Source organism: Nesterenkonia sandarakina, assembly GCF_013410215.1.
Lineage (GTDB): Bacteria > Actinomycetota > Actinomycetes > Actinomycetales > Micrococcaceae > Nesterenkonia > Nesterenkonia sandarakina.
Map to the genome: position 1 here is coordinate 417,151 of NZ_JACCFQ010000001.1, position 14,016 is coordinate 431,166.

The following is a 14,016-nucleotide window of genomic DNA, read 5'->3' on the forward strand; positions in this document are numbered from 1 at the left end:
AGGTGACTGTCTTCGACGCTATCGAGGACGGAAAGGCAGGGTCAAACGACCTGTTCCTGGACGTCGACGACGACGACGGTCACGTTGTCCCGGCCCCCCGCGCGCAGCGCCTGGTGGATCAACCAGTCGACGGTGTCCTGGGCATTGCGCCCGGCGCCGAGGATCTTCTCGATCTCGGAGTCGTTGAGCTCTCCGCTGAGACCGTCGGAGCAGATCATCAGCCGCTGCCCGGCGCGCACCGGGGCGCTGAAGTAGTCGGCGTCCCACATGTCTCCGGCACCCAGCGCCCGGGTGATCACGTTGCGCTGGGGATGACTGTGCAGCTCCTCGGCGGTGATCAGTCCGGACTCGAACATGTCCTGGACCTGGGAGTGGTCTCGGCTGAGCTGCCTCAGAGCGGAATCCTCGAAGAGGTAGGTGCGGGAGTCCCCGATGTTGAAGACGGTCCAGTTCAGGCCCTCGCCCTGGTCTTCGAGCAGCGCACCGGAGACCGTGGTGCCGGCCTTGGAGTCGGTGGCCTCGCGGATCCGCCGGTCCGCCTCGGTGAGGAACCCCTGGATCTCGTCCCGGGAGATCCGCCCCTCGGCCTGGTTCCAGCCGTCGGCCAGGGTCTGCACGGCCAGCGCCGAAGCGACCTCGCCCGCCTCGTGTCCGCCCATGCCGTCGGCCACCGCGAAGAGCGTGTCGGTGATCACCGAGGAGTCCTCGTTGAGCTCGCGGCGCAGGCCCACATGGGACCCGTATCCGTAGTCGAGGTAGAGGCCTGCGGGCGGGGTCTGCTGCTCCCGGGGTTCCTCTGAGCTGTCTGTGCTGGCTGCCACACGCCCATCTTGTCACGGGGTCGGTCACTGTGGTGACCGTATGGCGCGTTTCGCGGCCCCTCGCCCGTGCTCAGCGGGATCTTGTGATCAGCGAGGCTCTGTGCTGATCCCAGCGCCCTGGCCGCGCAGCAGCATGTTCGGCTGGACCTCGCCGAAGCCGCGCACGATCCGTGGCGGCTGCGGCACCAGCAGGTAGTCCGGGTTGGACTCCAGGGTCTGGGCGGTGACTTGGTCCACCAGGATGGTGCCAGGGTCTGCCAGTGCGGTGAGTCGGGCCGCCAGGTTCACGGTGGGACCGTAGATGTCCCCCATCCGGGAGAGCACCCGGCCCCAGACCACTGAGACCCGCGCCTCAGGCAGGACGCCGTCGGCGGCGATCGACTCTGCCAGGGCCAACGCGATCTCGGCTCCGGCCTCAGGGGTCTCCGCGTTGTAGAGCACCTCGTCCCCCACTGTCTTGACCAGTCGGCCGCCGCCGATGGAGATGATCTCGGCGCATTTGGACTCGAAGTGCTGGACCATGTGGGCCAGGGTGCGTTCGTTCATCTGCCGTGAGAGTGAGGTGTAGGAGACCAGGTCCGCGAAGCCGACGGCCCGGGCCAGCGGCAGGGCGGCGTCGTCCTCGGCGCCGGTGCGTCCCTGCTCGGTGGCCGCCAGACCCGATTCCACTCGGACCGTGAGGCGCTGCAGGGCCGCGGAGAGCTGGCGCCGCCAGGTGTAGCCCATGAGCTTCTGGATCGGCTCGATCAGCTGCGGCAGCGTCTCCACCACCTGGGACCGAGCCACCGCGTCGGAGAGCTGACCGTTGGCGATCTTGTCCTCGACCAGGGCCTCGATCTGCCAGACCACCATGCGGTCGGTCATCTGACCCACCGAGCGGGTCATCGAGATCGCGGTCTCCTCGTTGAGGTGCCCGTCCCGGACCAGCTCGATCATCGTGGCCAGGGCCTCGACGTCGGTCTTGGTGAAGGCCTTGACGTCGTCGTCGAGGTTGGGGAAGCCCAGGGCACGCCAGAGCCGCCTGGCCGAGCGGGTGGAGACGCCCAGCTGATCGGCCATCTGCCGGTAGGTCAGGGTGCGTTCGGCGCCGAGCAGCCGGTGCTCCAGCTCACGGATGGTCCGGTGCCATTCGCGCTGCTCCATGCTGGGAATCGGGATCGCGGCGGTCTCCGGCGAGCGCTCGTGACCGTTGAACGCCGCGGCGTTTGTCTTGGTCGAGCTCCGGGTGCCGGTGTCAGCGCCGGTGCCCAGACCGGTGTTGGTGTCCGTGCCAGTGCCCGGCGCGCGCTGGTCGGAGCGATCGGCGCCGACCTCCGGCCGGTCCTGGTCGGCGACGCCGGGGCCGCGATCGGCGAGACCCTCTGCGGGGACTCGCGGTTCCGGGCTCACGGTGATCCGGGCCTCGCCGGCCTCCTGCAGAACCGTCCGGCGGACCCGGCCCTGGAGTCGGGGGGAATGGAAGTCGGACCAGTCCTGGCGGGCAGCCTCGAGCTCCGCGGAGGAGTAATGGGCCGAGACCTCGTTGGAGGGACCGTCGGCTTCCGCGGCCTCTGCAGATCCGGCGGCCTCCGCAGAGATCCGCATCGGTTCACCGCTGAGCTCGAGGCCGTGGCTGGCTCCGGGCGGGGTGAAGCGCACCGCCCGCCAGGAGGCGTCGGTGTCCTCCCCGCCGAGATAGATCGGCGGAGCATCCGGGCGCGCGAGCGACTCAGGCCGCTCGTGGCCCGGCGATTCCGAGCGAGCGGGCGACTCGGTCCGCTCATGGCCCGACGATTCCGAGCGAGCGGGCGACTCAGGCCGCTCATGGCCCGGCGATTCGGCTCCCGTGCGGGGCTCAGGCATAGCGCGGCTCTCCGTATCCTCCAGGAGCAGGCGCCTGGCTCGCGTACTGCGCGGCGACGTGGCGTCGGTACTGGCCCAGTTCCTCGGCGATGACGGTCTGAAAATGCGCGGCGTCGGGCATGTTGCTCAGCCGCGTGCGCTGATGCTGCCCATACGCGCCGTGGAGCAGGAGCAGTTCCCCGGCCTCCGACATGGCCTGCAGCCGGGACTGCTTCAGCTGCACCTCAGAGAGCAGCCCCAGGGGCACCACGCTCGCTTGCGCCGCCCCGATCAGGTTTTTCTGCACCACACGGTGGCTGGTGAGATACGTCATCCGGTTGGCCCAGGTAAGCAGGGGCTTGAGCGTGCCGAAGGCGAGCGCGAGGAGCCCCCCGGCCCAGATCAGGAACACCCCGATGTGGTGATAGTGCGCGATGAACGCTGGCTGGTCCGCGCGGGCGATGTAGCCCAGCAGGAAGCTCATCACCATCACCACGATGAGAAAGTTCAGCAGTGCCGGGAGCAGGGCACGGTGATGGGCACGGGTGCGGATGATCACCTGCTCGCCGTCGACCAGCTTGAGCTTCATCGTGAGCCACAGCCTCCTGCCGGTCCTTGTCCACCCCTGGCTCCCCGAGCCAGGTCGTGCCAGTTGATGTGCGTGCTGAAGCCAAGTCTACCGGGGGTCGCTGAGCACGAGCTTGACCCCTCCCCCACCCCACCCCCAGCTTTTACCGGGCCCGCCGTGGATGACCGGGCCCACCGTCGGGCAGGTATCCCACCTATGGCCCGGTAAAACGTCAGGGGTGGGCAAATACGTCAGGGGGTGGGTCGGAGGTGGGTCACGTCCCCGGCGGAGAAGGCTGCGAGCGCAGGCATCACCGGCGTCCACTCCAGCTCCGGTGCTGCGCGACGGTCCGTCACCTCCACCTGCAGCGCACCCAGCGGTGTGAGGCCGACGGCGACGCCGCGCTGGGCGCTGCCGTCGGGAAGCTCCACCCGGACCTGCTGACCGAGCGTGGCCAGCACCTCGGAGACCTGCGCGATCAGCAGCTGCGGCACCGTCTCCGGGTCCCGCTCGGCGGCGGATTCGACGCAGTGCAGAAGGGCCGCGAAGCGCTCCAGAAAACTGCACAGCAGCTCGGTGCGCAGCGGTCCCAGCTCCGAGCTGCCCAGCTCCAGGCTGCTCGACTGCGGGCTGCTCGACTGCGCGCTGCTCGCCTCGAGCCCGGCTCCCTGTGGTCCCCGCGGTCCATGAGCGGCGCGGCGGCGCAGCTCGATCAGCACCGAGGTGGAGTTCTCGATGGGCAGCTGCTCCGGAGTGAGCAGCACGTTGATCCCCACTCCCAGCACGACGGCGCCCGGCCCGGTCCGCCGGGGCCCGGTGGACCCTGCCGAAGTCACCGCCGCCCGGGCGCCGGTCGAGACGGGTCCGAGCGGGATGGCTGATGAGCCGGGGGCAACTGATCGGGCGGCTGTGGCGGATGAGGCCGGGGAGACCGCAGCGGCGAGGATTCCGCTGATCTTCTTCGCCGGTCCCTCGGCCTGGGTCACCTGAACATCGTTGGGCCACTTCAGGATCGCGCGCTGGCCCTCGGCGTCCAGCCCGCAGTCCTGGCGCAGCGTGTCCACGAGCGCGCGCCCGGCCAGCATGGATAGCCAGCCCAGGTGAGCAGGGTCCAGCTGCGGGCGCAGCACGATCGAACTCGAGAGGGACGCGCCCTTCGGTGAGCTCCAGGCCCGCCCGAGCCGGCCCCGCCCGCTGGTCTGTTCCTCCACAGTGAGCACCGAGAGATGCGGCCACGCAGTGCCCCGCTGCTCGGTGGCCTCGGCGGTGAGCGCCTGGGTCAGCCACTGATTGGTGGACCCGACCGAGTCCATCCGTTGGATCCGGGAGTAGGCGCCGCCGGCATCGGTGAGCAGTCGTCGGGCGAGCAGCCCCTCGTCGAGCGGGGGCAGGGCGGCAGTCATCTGCTCAGATTAGGCCACGGAGCCCCCACCCTGCCTCAGAGGAAGGCGTCGGCGATCAACTCGGCGTCGGGGTCCACGGCGTAGTCCGTGAAGTCCTCGACGCCGAGCCGGCGCAGGACCTGCTCATCGGTGAGGAAGGCTCCGCTGATCGGCCGTTGCGAGCCGTCGGGCGCCGTCTCGCGCACCTGGCCGGAGAGCATGGCCACGGCGGCGTCGGCGACGATGTCCACCCGACGGGCGCCGCGGATCATGGTCTCGCCCTGTTCCCCGGCGAGCGCGGCGAGGTTCCGGATGGCGGCGGTGTCGATGTAGGTGGCGGGCCACAGTGAGTTCACCACCACGCCGTCGGGCTCGAGCTCGGCCGCCAGACCCACCGTGGTCATCGACATCCCGTATTTGGACATCGTGTACCCCAGGTGCCGGCCCAGCCAGACCGGATCCAGGCCGGACTCGCGCAGCGCCAGCGGCGGCGAGAGGGTCAGGATCTGCGGGGTGAAGCCTTCCTGTGCCGCCGCTGCCGCGGCTGGGCCGGCCGCCCCGGAAGCCGAGCGCGCGTCGTCGTCGGTGCTGGCGTCGGTGCCGGCGCGGTGCTTTGCGGCGCTGGTGCGCAGGTGTGGGGCGGCGGTCTTGGAGAGCAGGAAGGTTCCCCGGACGTTGATGTCATGCATCAGGTCATAGCGCTTCATGTCCAGCACCTCGGTGGGTGAGAGATCGATGGCCGAGGCGTTGTTGATCACGATGTCGATCCCGCCGAAGGCCTGGACGGTCTGCTCCACGGCGGCGATCACGTCCTCATCGCGGCGCACGTCGCCGACCACGGCCAGCCCCTGGCCTCCGGCGGCCTGGATGTCCTCCACGGCGGTGTGCACCGTGCCAGCGAGCTTGGGGTGCGGGGTGTCGGTCTTGGCCAGCAGGGCGACATTGGCTCCGCGGGCGGCCAGCGCGACGGCGATGGCATGACCGATGCCGCGGGATCCGCCGGAGATCAGCGCGGTGCGTCCGGTGAGGTCGTCGGTGGCGGCCAGGCTCGGCGCCACGGCCGGGGCGCTCTCGGAAGGTGTGAACTGAGTCATGGCGACACCCTACCGGTGGGTAACCTCACGTGGAAGCGTCCGACCCGGTCGGAGCACGCAAGTCCCGCCGGGCTTTTTGTAGAGAGTCCACAGCGGAACCACCCTCGGCCGTGGATAGACTGGCCGCTGAATTGTGGACTTCCTCCAGCCTGCGATCGGAAAGGTGCCCCCGCGCAGCCATGACGTCAGATCTCACCACCACCGCCGGCAAACTGGCAGACTTCCGCCGGCGCCGCGACAAGACCCATGCCCCAGCCGGGGAGGAAGCCGTGGCCAAGCAGCACAGCCGCGGGAAGAACACGGCTCGCGAGCGGATCGACATGCTGCTGGACCCCGACTCCTTCGTGGAGCTCGACGCGCTGGCGGTGCACCGCTCCACCTCCTTCGGGATGGAGACCCGCCATCCGCTCGGGGACGGCCTGGTCTCGGGCTACGGGACCATCGATGGCCGACTGGTCGCGGTCTACTCCCAGGACTTCACCGTCTTCGGTGGCTCGCTCTCGAAGGTCAACGGCGAGAAGATCGTCAAGGTCCAGGAGTTCGCGGCCCGCAACGGCTGCCCGGTGATCGGGATCAACGACGGCGGCGGCGCGCGCATCCAGGAGGGCGTGGCCTCACTGGCGATGTTCGCCGACATCTTCCGGAACAACGTGCACTCCTCCGGAGTGGTCCCGCAGATCACCCTGATCATGGGACCTGCCGCCGGCGGCGCGGCCTACTCTCCTGCCCTGACCGACTTCGTGATCATGGTGGACAAGACCTCGCACATGTTCATCACCGGACCCGACGTCATCAAGTCGGTCACCGGTGAGGACGTGGACATGGAGACCCTGGGCGGGGCCCGTTCCCATTCCACGGTCACCGGGACTGCCGCGTATATGGCCTCCGACGAGGCCGACGCCGTGGAGTTCGCCAAGGAGCTCCTGGAGTTCCTGCCGCTGAACAACCTCGCCGAGGCCCCCATCGAGGACCACGAGGAGCGGCCCAAGATCGAGACCGGGGACGAGGCGCTGAACGCGCTGATCCCGGATGCCTCCTCCGCGCCCTATGACATGCGCACGCTGATCGAGCAGATCCTCGACGACGGCCACTACCTGGAGCTGCAGAGCCTCTACGCGCCCAATGTCAGCATCGGCTTCGGCCGGGTGGAGGGCCGCTCGGTCGGCGTGGTCGCCAACCAGCCCTCGCAGTTCGCCGGCACCCTGGACATCGCGGCCTCCGAGAAGGCCGCCCGCTTCGTCCGGTTCTGTGACTCCTTCAACATCCCGATCCTGACCCTGGTCGACGTCCCGGGTTTCCTGCCCGGCACCGACCAGGAGTTCAACGGGATCATCCGGCGCGGCGCGAAGCTGCTCTACGCCTACGCCGAGGCCACCGTCCCGAAGATCACGGTGATCACCCGCAAAGCCTTCGGCGGCGCCTACATCGTGATGGGATCCAAGAAGCTCGGCGCCGATGTGAACCTGGCCTGGCCCACGGCGCAGATCGGCGTGATGGGCGCTCAGGGCGCGGTGAACATCCTCTACCGACGGGACCTCGCTGCAGTGGAGAAGTCCGGCGGCGATGTCGAGGGACGCCGGAAGTCCCTGATCGCTGACTACGAGGCCGAGCTGCTGAACCCCTACCAGGCTGCCGAGCTGGGCTACATCGACGCGGTGATCGAACCCGCCGAGACCCGCTGGCAGATCGCCAACGCGCTGCGCGCCACCCAGCACAAGCGCGAGGCGCTGCCGGCCAAGAAGCACGGGAACATTCCGCTCTAGGAGGGCCCCAGAACATGACCGATGCGACCCTGGACACCGAGACCGAGCACACCGCCGCGACGGGCACCGCTGCCGACTCCGCCGTCGACTCCGAGGTGAGCCCCGATCTCGACCCCGAGACTGACCCGGAGGCCGAGAACGAGGACGAGGCTGAGGACGGGCAGACCACCGGAGCCGAGGAGGGATCGGACCTGCAGCTGGCCGGAGGGTCCCTCACCGCGGAGGAGCTCGCCGCGGTGACCGCCCTGCTGGGCACCCTTGCCGGGGCCGCTGAGACCCAGGACACCGGGGCCGGCAGCACCGGGCCGAAGGACCGCACGCTGCAGCGGCGCCGTCGGCTCGGCCTGTGGGGTCGGCCCGGACCGGACTCCTGGCGGCATGCGGCGGGCCTGCGGTGACCCGCCTGATCCTCGGCTCCGCCTCAAGCAGCCGGGCGCGGATCCTGACCCAGGCCGATATCAGCTTCACCGTGCGCGTCTCTGATGTGGACGAACCCGCTGCGGTCGCCGCCGCGACGTCCACGCTCGACGGCGAGCAGCTCACCCCCGCCCTGGAGGCGCAGCTGCTCGCGGACCTGAAGGCCGCCGCCGTCGCGAACCTGCCCGGGATCAACGGCCGGCCCTCGGTCCTGGTGCTCGGCTGCGACTCGGTCTTCGAGCTCGACGGCGAGAGCTACGGCAAGCCCTTCGAGGTGTCGGTGGCGGTGCAGCGCTGGAAACAGATGCGTGGCCGCACCGGGGTGCTGCACACCGGCCATACTCTGGTGGACGCGGCCAGCGGCGCTCGGGCCCAGCGCACGCTCTCCACCCGGGTCAGCTTCGCAGAGCCCAGCGACGCCGAGATCCTGCGCTATGCCGAATCTGGTGAGCCGCTGCACTGCGCCGGAGGGTTCACCATCGACGGGCGCGGCTCCGCCTTCATCGAGGAGATCGAGGGTGACCACCTCTCCGTGATCGGTGTCTCCCCCGCCGCACTGCGCTCGATGCTCTCCGAGCTGGGGCACTCCATCACCGACCTCTGGTCTCCGCCGACGCGGTGACCACCCCCTGACACACACCAGGTGCGGGACGTCCCGCGCCCACACACCCACCGACGGGTGAGAACGACACAGAAAGAGGAACCATGACCGAGTTCACCAAGGTCCTGATCGCCAACCGCGGCGAGATCGCCGTGCGCGTGATCCGCGCCGCCCAGGACGAGGGGCTCACCGCCGTCGCCGTCTACGCCGACCCGGACCGTGACTCGGTGCATGTGCGCATGGCCGAGGAGGCCTACGCCTTGGGCGGCGCCACGGCTGCCGAGAGCTACCTGAGCATCCCCAAGATCCTCGCCGCGGCCCGCGCCACCGGCGCCGACGCGGTGCACCCGGGCTACGGGTTCCTCTCCGAGAACGCCGAGTTCGCCCAGGCAGTGATCGAAGCCGGGCTGACCTGGATCGGGCCTCCGCCGAAGGCCATCGACACCCTCGGTGACAAGGTCTCAGCACGCCAGCTCGCGGAACGGGTCGGCGCGCCGCTGGCTCCGGGGACGAAGGAGCCGGTCAAGGACGCCAAGGAGGTCCTGCGCTTCGCCGAGAAGCAGGGACTGCCGCTGGCCATCAAGGCCGCCTACGGCGGCGGCGGGCGCGGGATCAAGGTGGTCCGCGAGTACGACGAGATCGCCGAGCTCTACGAATCCGCGGTGCGCGAAGCCGTCTCAGCCTTCGGGCGCGGCGAATGCTTCATCGAACGATTCCTGGACTCCCCGCGCCACGTGGAGACCCAGTGCCTGGCGGACGAGCACGGCAACGTCGTCGTGGTCTCCACCCGCGACTGCTCGCTGCAGCGGCGGAACCAGAAGCTCGTGGAGGAGGCCCCCGCGCCGTTCCTGACCCGGGCGCAGAACCGACAGCTCTACCGCGCCTCGAAGGCCATCCTGAAGGAGGCCGGCTATGTGGGCGCCGGCACCTGCGAGTTCCTCATCGGCCAGGACGGCACCATCAGCTTCCTGGAGGTCAACACCCGGCTGCAGGTCGAGCACCCGGTCTCCGAGGAGGTCACCGGCATCGACCTGGTCCGCGAGCAGTTCCGGATCGCGCGCGGCGAGCGTCTGGGCTATGAGGATCCGGAGATCCGCGGGCACAGCATCGAGTTCCGCATCAACGGCGAGGACCCGGGCCGGAACTTCATGCCGGCACCGGGCACCCTGGAGGTCTTCGACCTGCCGCACGGACCAGGGGTCCGGGTGGACTCCGGGGTCCACGCCGGAGAGACCATCTCCGGGGCCTTCGACTCCATGATCGCCAAGGTCATCATCACCGGCGCCACCCGCGAGCAGGCGCTGCGCCGCGCCCGACGCGCGCTGAAGGAGATGAAGGTCGAAGGCATGCCCACAGTGCTGCCCTTCCACCGCGCGGTGCTCGAAGACAGCGCGTTCGCTCCGGAGCTGGTCTCAGAGGGCGCCGGCTCGGCCTCCAGCAGCTCCGCTACAGCCGGTGGCCACGGCAACGCGGTCTCCCAGGCGGCGGAGCGACTGGCACGACGACGGGCGCAGGCCCCGGAGCGCTTCCATGTGCACACGCGATGGATCGAGACCGAGTTCAACAACCAGATCCCGCCCTATAACGCGCTGATGGCCCACCCGGCGCACGAGCACGAAGCCCCGCGCGAGTCAGTCGTGATGGAGGTCAACGGCAAACGGATCACCGTGAACCTGCCCGCCGCCCTCTCCGGCGGCAAGCTTGGGGGCAAGCCGGCCGGGGGCAGGAAGCGGCGCAAGACCCGCAGCGCCGCGGCCGCCGCGGCCTCCGGAGATGACCTGACCTCGCCGATGCAGGGCACGATCGTCAAAGTGGCCGCGAAGGACGGCGCGAAGGTCGCCGAGGGCGATCTGGTGCTGGTGCTGGAGGCGATGAAGATGGAGCAGCCGATCACGGCGCACAAGGCCGGACGACTCAAGGGGCTCAAGGCGAAGGCCGGCTCCACGGTGACCGCCGGCCAGGTCGTGGCCAGCATCGTCGACTGAGCCCCACCGGCACACGCAGACGATCAGGCCCGCCCCGGCGGTCTGTCGCATGCCTGTGCCATGTCCCATCGTTGTTTCCGTCTAAAACGAGGGGACATGGCACAGCGGTGCGACGGATGCGGACGGGGCCGCGGTCAGCGCTGCCGCGCGGCGACCAGCTCGCGGACCCTGCTGAACAGCGGATCCGCCGGGCCCAGGCCCGTGACCTCGGTGGTCAGCGCGTCGGCGTCGAGCTCGGTGAGCAGCTTCTGCAGCTGCTGGGCCTGCTCGTCCTCCGCGGATTCGAAGTGCAGGGCCGCCTCGATCACCGCGAGCAGCCCCTCCACGCGCAGCCCTCGTTCCTGAGCCTGAACGGCGGGGCCGATCAGACGCTCATGCCGGGAGAGCTTGCGCAGCGGCTGCCGCCCCACCCGGTCCACGGTGTCGGGCAGCTCCGGATTGCGGAAGCGCTCCAGGATGGTCTCCCGGTATTCCGCCATCTCCGCCTCGGCGAAGCCGTGCTTGGCCACCAACAGCGCTGAGGTCTCCTCCAGCGCCGCCCGCACTCCGGCGAACACCGCCTCATCGGCCAGCGCCTCGGCGATCTTGCTGCGGCCCGCGCGGGAGCCCAGGTAGGCCGCGGCCGCGTGCCCGGTGTTCACTGTGAAGAGCTTGCGCTCGATATACGGTCCCAGGTCCTCCACGAAGTGGGCCCCCGGGATGTGTGGACGGTCCGCACCGAAGGGCCCGGATTCGATGGCCCACTCGTAGAAGGGCTCCACGGTGACATCGATCCCGGCGTCGGCGGGCTGTCCCGGCACGATCCGGTCCACCGCGGTGTTGGCGAAGACCGCCCGGGCGGAGAACTCCTCCCACTGGTCCCCGGCCAGGTCCTGGATGTGTCCGCGCAGCGTGTCGGTCGCACCCAGGGCGTTCTCACACGCCATCACCTGCAGCGGTTTGGCCTCGGCAGGACGCTGCAGCAGTCCCGCGAGGACATGGGGAGCGATGAACCGCAGGATCGCAGGACCCACGGCCGTGGTGACCACATCGGCCGCGGCGACCTCGGCGGCCACCGCCTCAGGATCCTCCGCGCTGTTGATCGCCCGGAAGTTCTCCACCTCCCGGTCGACGCCGCCGGCTCCGACCTCGTGGACGGTGTAGCTCTGCGCCGCGGACAGCGCGTCCACCAGGGGTGCGGCGACGTCGGAGAAGACCACCTCATAGCCGCCCTCGTGCAACAGAGTGCCTACGAAGCCTCGACCGATGTTTCCCGCGCCGAAATGGACTGCCAGCATGTTGACTCCTGAAGATTGAGTGCTCAGATTCATGTCGTGTGTACAGATGCGAAGGGGGTGCGCCCCCGGGGTGACCCGGCGTGACGCACCCCCTTCGGCTCAGCTGGTGCGCGCAGGCACCGGCAGCAGCGGACTCAGCTCGCGTTGACCGCCGAGAGCAGCTGCAGCAGCTCCTCCTCGGTGGAGGCCTGCTTCAGCCGGGCCACCTCCGCATCGTCGGAGAAGAGCTCCGCGATCTTGGAGAGGATCTCCAGGTGCTCGTCGCCGACCCCGGCGATGCCGATCACGAAGGTGACCTTCTCCCCGGACCAGTCCACGCCGCCGTCGTAGCGGGTCACCGAGAGGGCCGAGGCCTTGATCGCCGACTTCGCGTCGTTGGTGCCGTGCGGGATGGCCAGCTCGTTGCCCATGTAGGTGGAGACCGTGGCCTCGCGCTCCTTCATGGCCGAGAGGTACTCCCCGGTGACCGCGCCGGCCGCGCCGAGGATCTCGGCGGCTTCGGTGAGCGCCTCGTCCTGGGTGGCAGAGCCGGCGTGGATCCGGACCTGGGAGCGGGTCAGGATCTGCGCCTCGCTGCGCACCCGGGTGTCTGTGGCGACTCCCCCGGCGGATGCGTCCTGTGTATCCGTGGTCCCCTCCGGGTTGGACCCAGAGGACTGGGCCTCGCTCTCGCGGATCAGCTCGACGACGTCGTCGTACTCCGGGGCGTTCATGAAACTGTCCACGGAGACATGCACGGCCTGGGGCTCCTTGGCGCGCGCCCGGTCGGTGAGCTGCTGCTGGGTGATGACCAGATCAGCGTTGCCCGGCAGGGAGGCGACGGCCTTGTTAGTGACCGTGACACCCTCGATGCCGGCACCGATGATCTTCTTGCGCAGCACCGAGGCGCCCATGGCGGAGGACCCCATTCCGGCGTCGCAGGCGAAGATCACATTGGTGATCTTCTGCGCCGGGACCTGGGCCGCGGCAGAGAGGTTCGCAAGATGTGAGGAGGACTTGCCCTTATTCGCGGCGGTCTTCGCCACCGCGGCGGAGAAGCCGTCCTCGGTGGCCAGGAGGTCACGCTTGCGGCTGGAGAGCAGGATCGCCGAGGCCACCGCGAAGGTGACACCTGCGGAGAAGATCACCGAGAGGATGACGCCCACGTAGGAGTCCGATGCCGTCTGCAGCATCACTGCAAAGATGGAACCTGGCGCAGCGGGGGCGCGCAGTCCGGCGTCGAAGACCATGTTGGTGCCGACACCGGTGGCGCCGCCGGCGACGACTGCCAGCAGCAGCGCAGGCTTCATCAGCACGTAGGGGAAGTAGACCTCGTGGATGCCGCCGAGGAACTGAATGAGGATCGCGCCCGGTGCCGTGGCCCGCGCAACTCCGGTGCCGAAGACGGTGAAGGCCAACAGCACACCCAGCCCTGGGCCGGGGTTGGCCTCGAGCAGGAAGAGGATCGACTTGCCGTTCTCGGCGGCGTCCGCGATGCCCAGTGGCGTCAGGACGCCGTGGTTGATGGCGTTGTTGAGGAAGAAGACCTTCGCGGGTTCGATGATGACCGAGGTCAGGGGCAACAGGTTGGTCTCGATGAGCCAGCGCACCGCCGTGCCCATGACGTCCATCAGCGCGTTGATCACCGGAGCCAGCCAGTAGAAACCGGCCAGAGCAAGCAGGAATCCACCGATGCCAGCGGAGAACATGTTGACCAGCATCTCGAAGCCGGACTTGATCTTGCCCTCCCACAGACCGTCCAGTGCCTTGATCGCATAGGCACCCAGCGGGCCCATGATCATCGCGCCGATGAACATGTGCACTGGATTCAGCTCAGCCGCACCTTCGGGGAGGGTCGCATTGAACTGCAGGACGAGCCAGTCGGAGCCTGCGATGACGCCCATGGTGGCGATGGCGCCGACCACCGCGCCGCGGGTCTCATAGATCATCCGTCCGCCCTGCATGGCGATCAGGATCGGCAGCAGATAGTGGATCATCGGTCCGACGATCGAGGCCAGACCTTCATTCGGGAACGGACCGACGTCGATGAACAGCGCGGTCACGATGCCCCAGGCGATCAGGGCCGGAATATTGGGCATGATCATGCCCGAGAGGAACGAGCCGAATCTCTGGACGGCTACTCGGGCGCCGCCCGTCTTCTTCGTCTCAGCTGACACCGTTGTCATGACGGGGCCTCTTTCTTGTACTGGTGCGACGCTCCCGAGGGAGCCTCAAAGGTGGTGGCCCTCGGATGAGGGACCAGTTTCAGTGATTCAGGCAGTGCTTCATTCAGTTGTGGCCCCGCCGT

Annotated in this window: 11 protein-coding genes; 4 read left to right on the top strand and 7 right to left on the bottom strand. The window is 69.0% G+C overall.

Annotated elements, in window-relative coordinates; genetic code table 11:
• Positions 1-41: 41 nt before the first annotated feature.
• The 5 genes from HNR11_RS01900 to HNR11_RS01920 all read right to left on the bottom strand — a co-directional run bounded on the left by HNR11_RS01900 (position 42) and on the right by HNR11_RS01920 (position 5,686).
• A complete protein-coding gene (locus HNR11_RS01900; protein WP_179440882.1) occupies positions 42-821 on the bottom strand; it encodes a protein phosphatase 2C domain-containing protein in 780 nt (259 codons plus the stop codon).
• An 87-nt stretch (positions 822-908) separates the two neighbouring features.
• Positions 909-2,663 (bottom strand): adenylate/guanylate cyclase domain-containing protein, encoded by a 1,755-nt coding sequence (locus tag HNR11_RS14340; protein WP_425488254.1) that lies wholly within the window; start codon positions 2,661-2,663, stop codon positions 909-911.
• The gene (locus tag HNR11_RS01910) at positions 2,656-3,231 is read right to left on the bottom strand and encodes a hypothetical protein (RefSeq protein WP_179440883.1); all 576 of its coding nucleotides are present in this window, start codon (positions 3,229-3,231) and stop codon (positions 2,656-2,658) included. The genes HNR11_RS14340 and HNR11_RS01910 overlap by 8 nt, the downstream gene beginning before the upstream one ends.
• A 230-nt stretch (positions 3,232-3,461) precedes the next feature.
• Positions 3,462-4,613 (bottom strand): biotin--[acetyl-CoA-carboxylase] ligase, encoded by a 1,152-nt coding sequence (locus HNR11_RS01915; protein WP_179440884.1) that lies wholly within the window; start codon positions 4,611-4,613, stop codon positions 3,462-3,464.
• 35 nt (positions 4,614-4,648) lie between these two features.
• Positions 4,649-5,686: an SDR family NAD(P)-dependent oxidoreductase gene (locus HNR11_RS01920; protein ID WP_179440886.1), complete on the bottom strand. Its 1,038-nt coding sequence runs from the start codon at positions 5,684-5,686 to the stop codon at positions 4,649-4,651.
• Between the two features lie 179 nt (positions 5,687-5,865).
• Here HNR11_RS01920 and HNR11_RS01925 point away from each other — a divergent pair, with 179 nt between their 5' ends.
• The 4 genes from HNR11_RS01925 to HNR11_RS01940 all read left to right on the top strand — a co-directional run bounded on the left by HNR11_RS01925 (position 5,866) and on the right by HNR11_RS01940 (position 10,452).
• Positions 5,866-7,449, top strand: coding sequence for an acyl-CoA carboxylase subunit beta (locus HNR11_RS01925; protein WP_179440888.1), 1,584 nt, complete (start codon positions 5,866-5,868; stop codon positions 7,447-7,449).
• 14 nt (positions 7,450-7,463) lie between these two features.
• Positions 7,464-7,847 carry an acyl-CoA carboxylase epsilon subunit gene (locus HNR11_RS01930; RefSeq protein ID WP_179440890.1) on the top strand — a complete coding sequence of 128 codons (384 nt, stop codon included), beginning with the start codon at positions 7,464-7,466 and terminating at the stop codon, positions 7,845-7,847.
• Complete coding sequence (locus HNR11_RS01935) at positions 7,844-8,488, top strand: Maf family protein (protein WP_343050560.1); 645 nt, start codon at positions 7,844-7,846, stop codon at positions 8,486-8,488. Before HNR11_RS01930 ends, HNR11_RS01935 begins: the two co-directional genes overlap by 4 nt.
• An 83-nt stretch (positions 8,489-8,571) precedes the next feature.
• The gene (locus HNR11_RS01940; protein WP_179440892.1) at positions 8,572-10,452 is read left to right on the top strand and encodes an ATP-binding protein; all 1,881 of its coding nucleotides are present in this window, start codon (positions 8,572-8,574) and stop codon (positions 10,450-10,452) included.
• A gap of 134 nt (positions 10,453-10,586) precedes the next feature.
• Here HNR11_RS01940 and HNR11_RS01945 read toward each other — a convergent pair whose 3' ends face one another.
• A complete protein-coding gene (locus HNR11_RS01945; RefSeq protein ID WP_179440894.1) occupies positions 10,587-11,729 on the bottom strand; it encodes a mannitol-1-phosphate 5-dehydrogenase in 1,143 nt (380 codons plus the stop codon).
• 134 nt (positions 11,730-11,863) lie between these two features.
• Positions 11,864-13,894 carry a PTS mannitol transporter subunit IICBA gene (locus HNR11_RS01950; RefSeq protein WP_179440896.1) on the bottom strand — a complete coding sequence of 677 codons (2,031 nt, stop codon included), beginning with the start codon at positions 13,892-13,894 and terminating at the stop codon, positions 11,864-11,866.
• Positions 13,895-14,016: the final 122 nt, after the last annotated feature.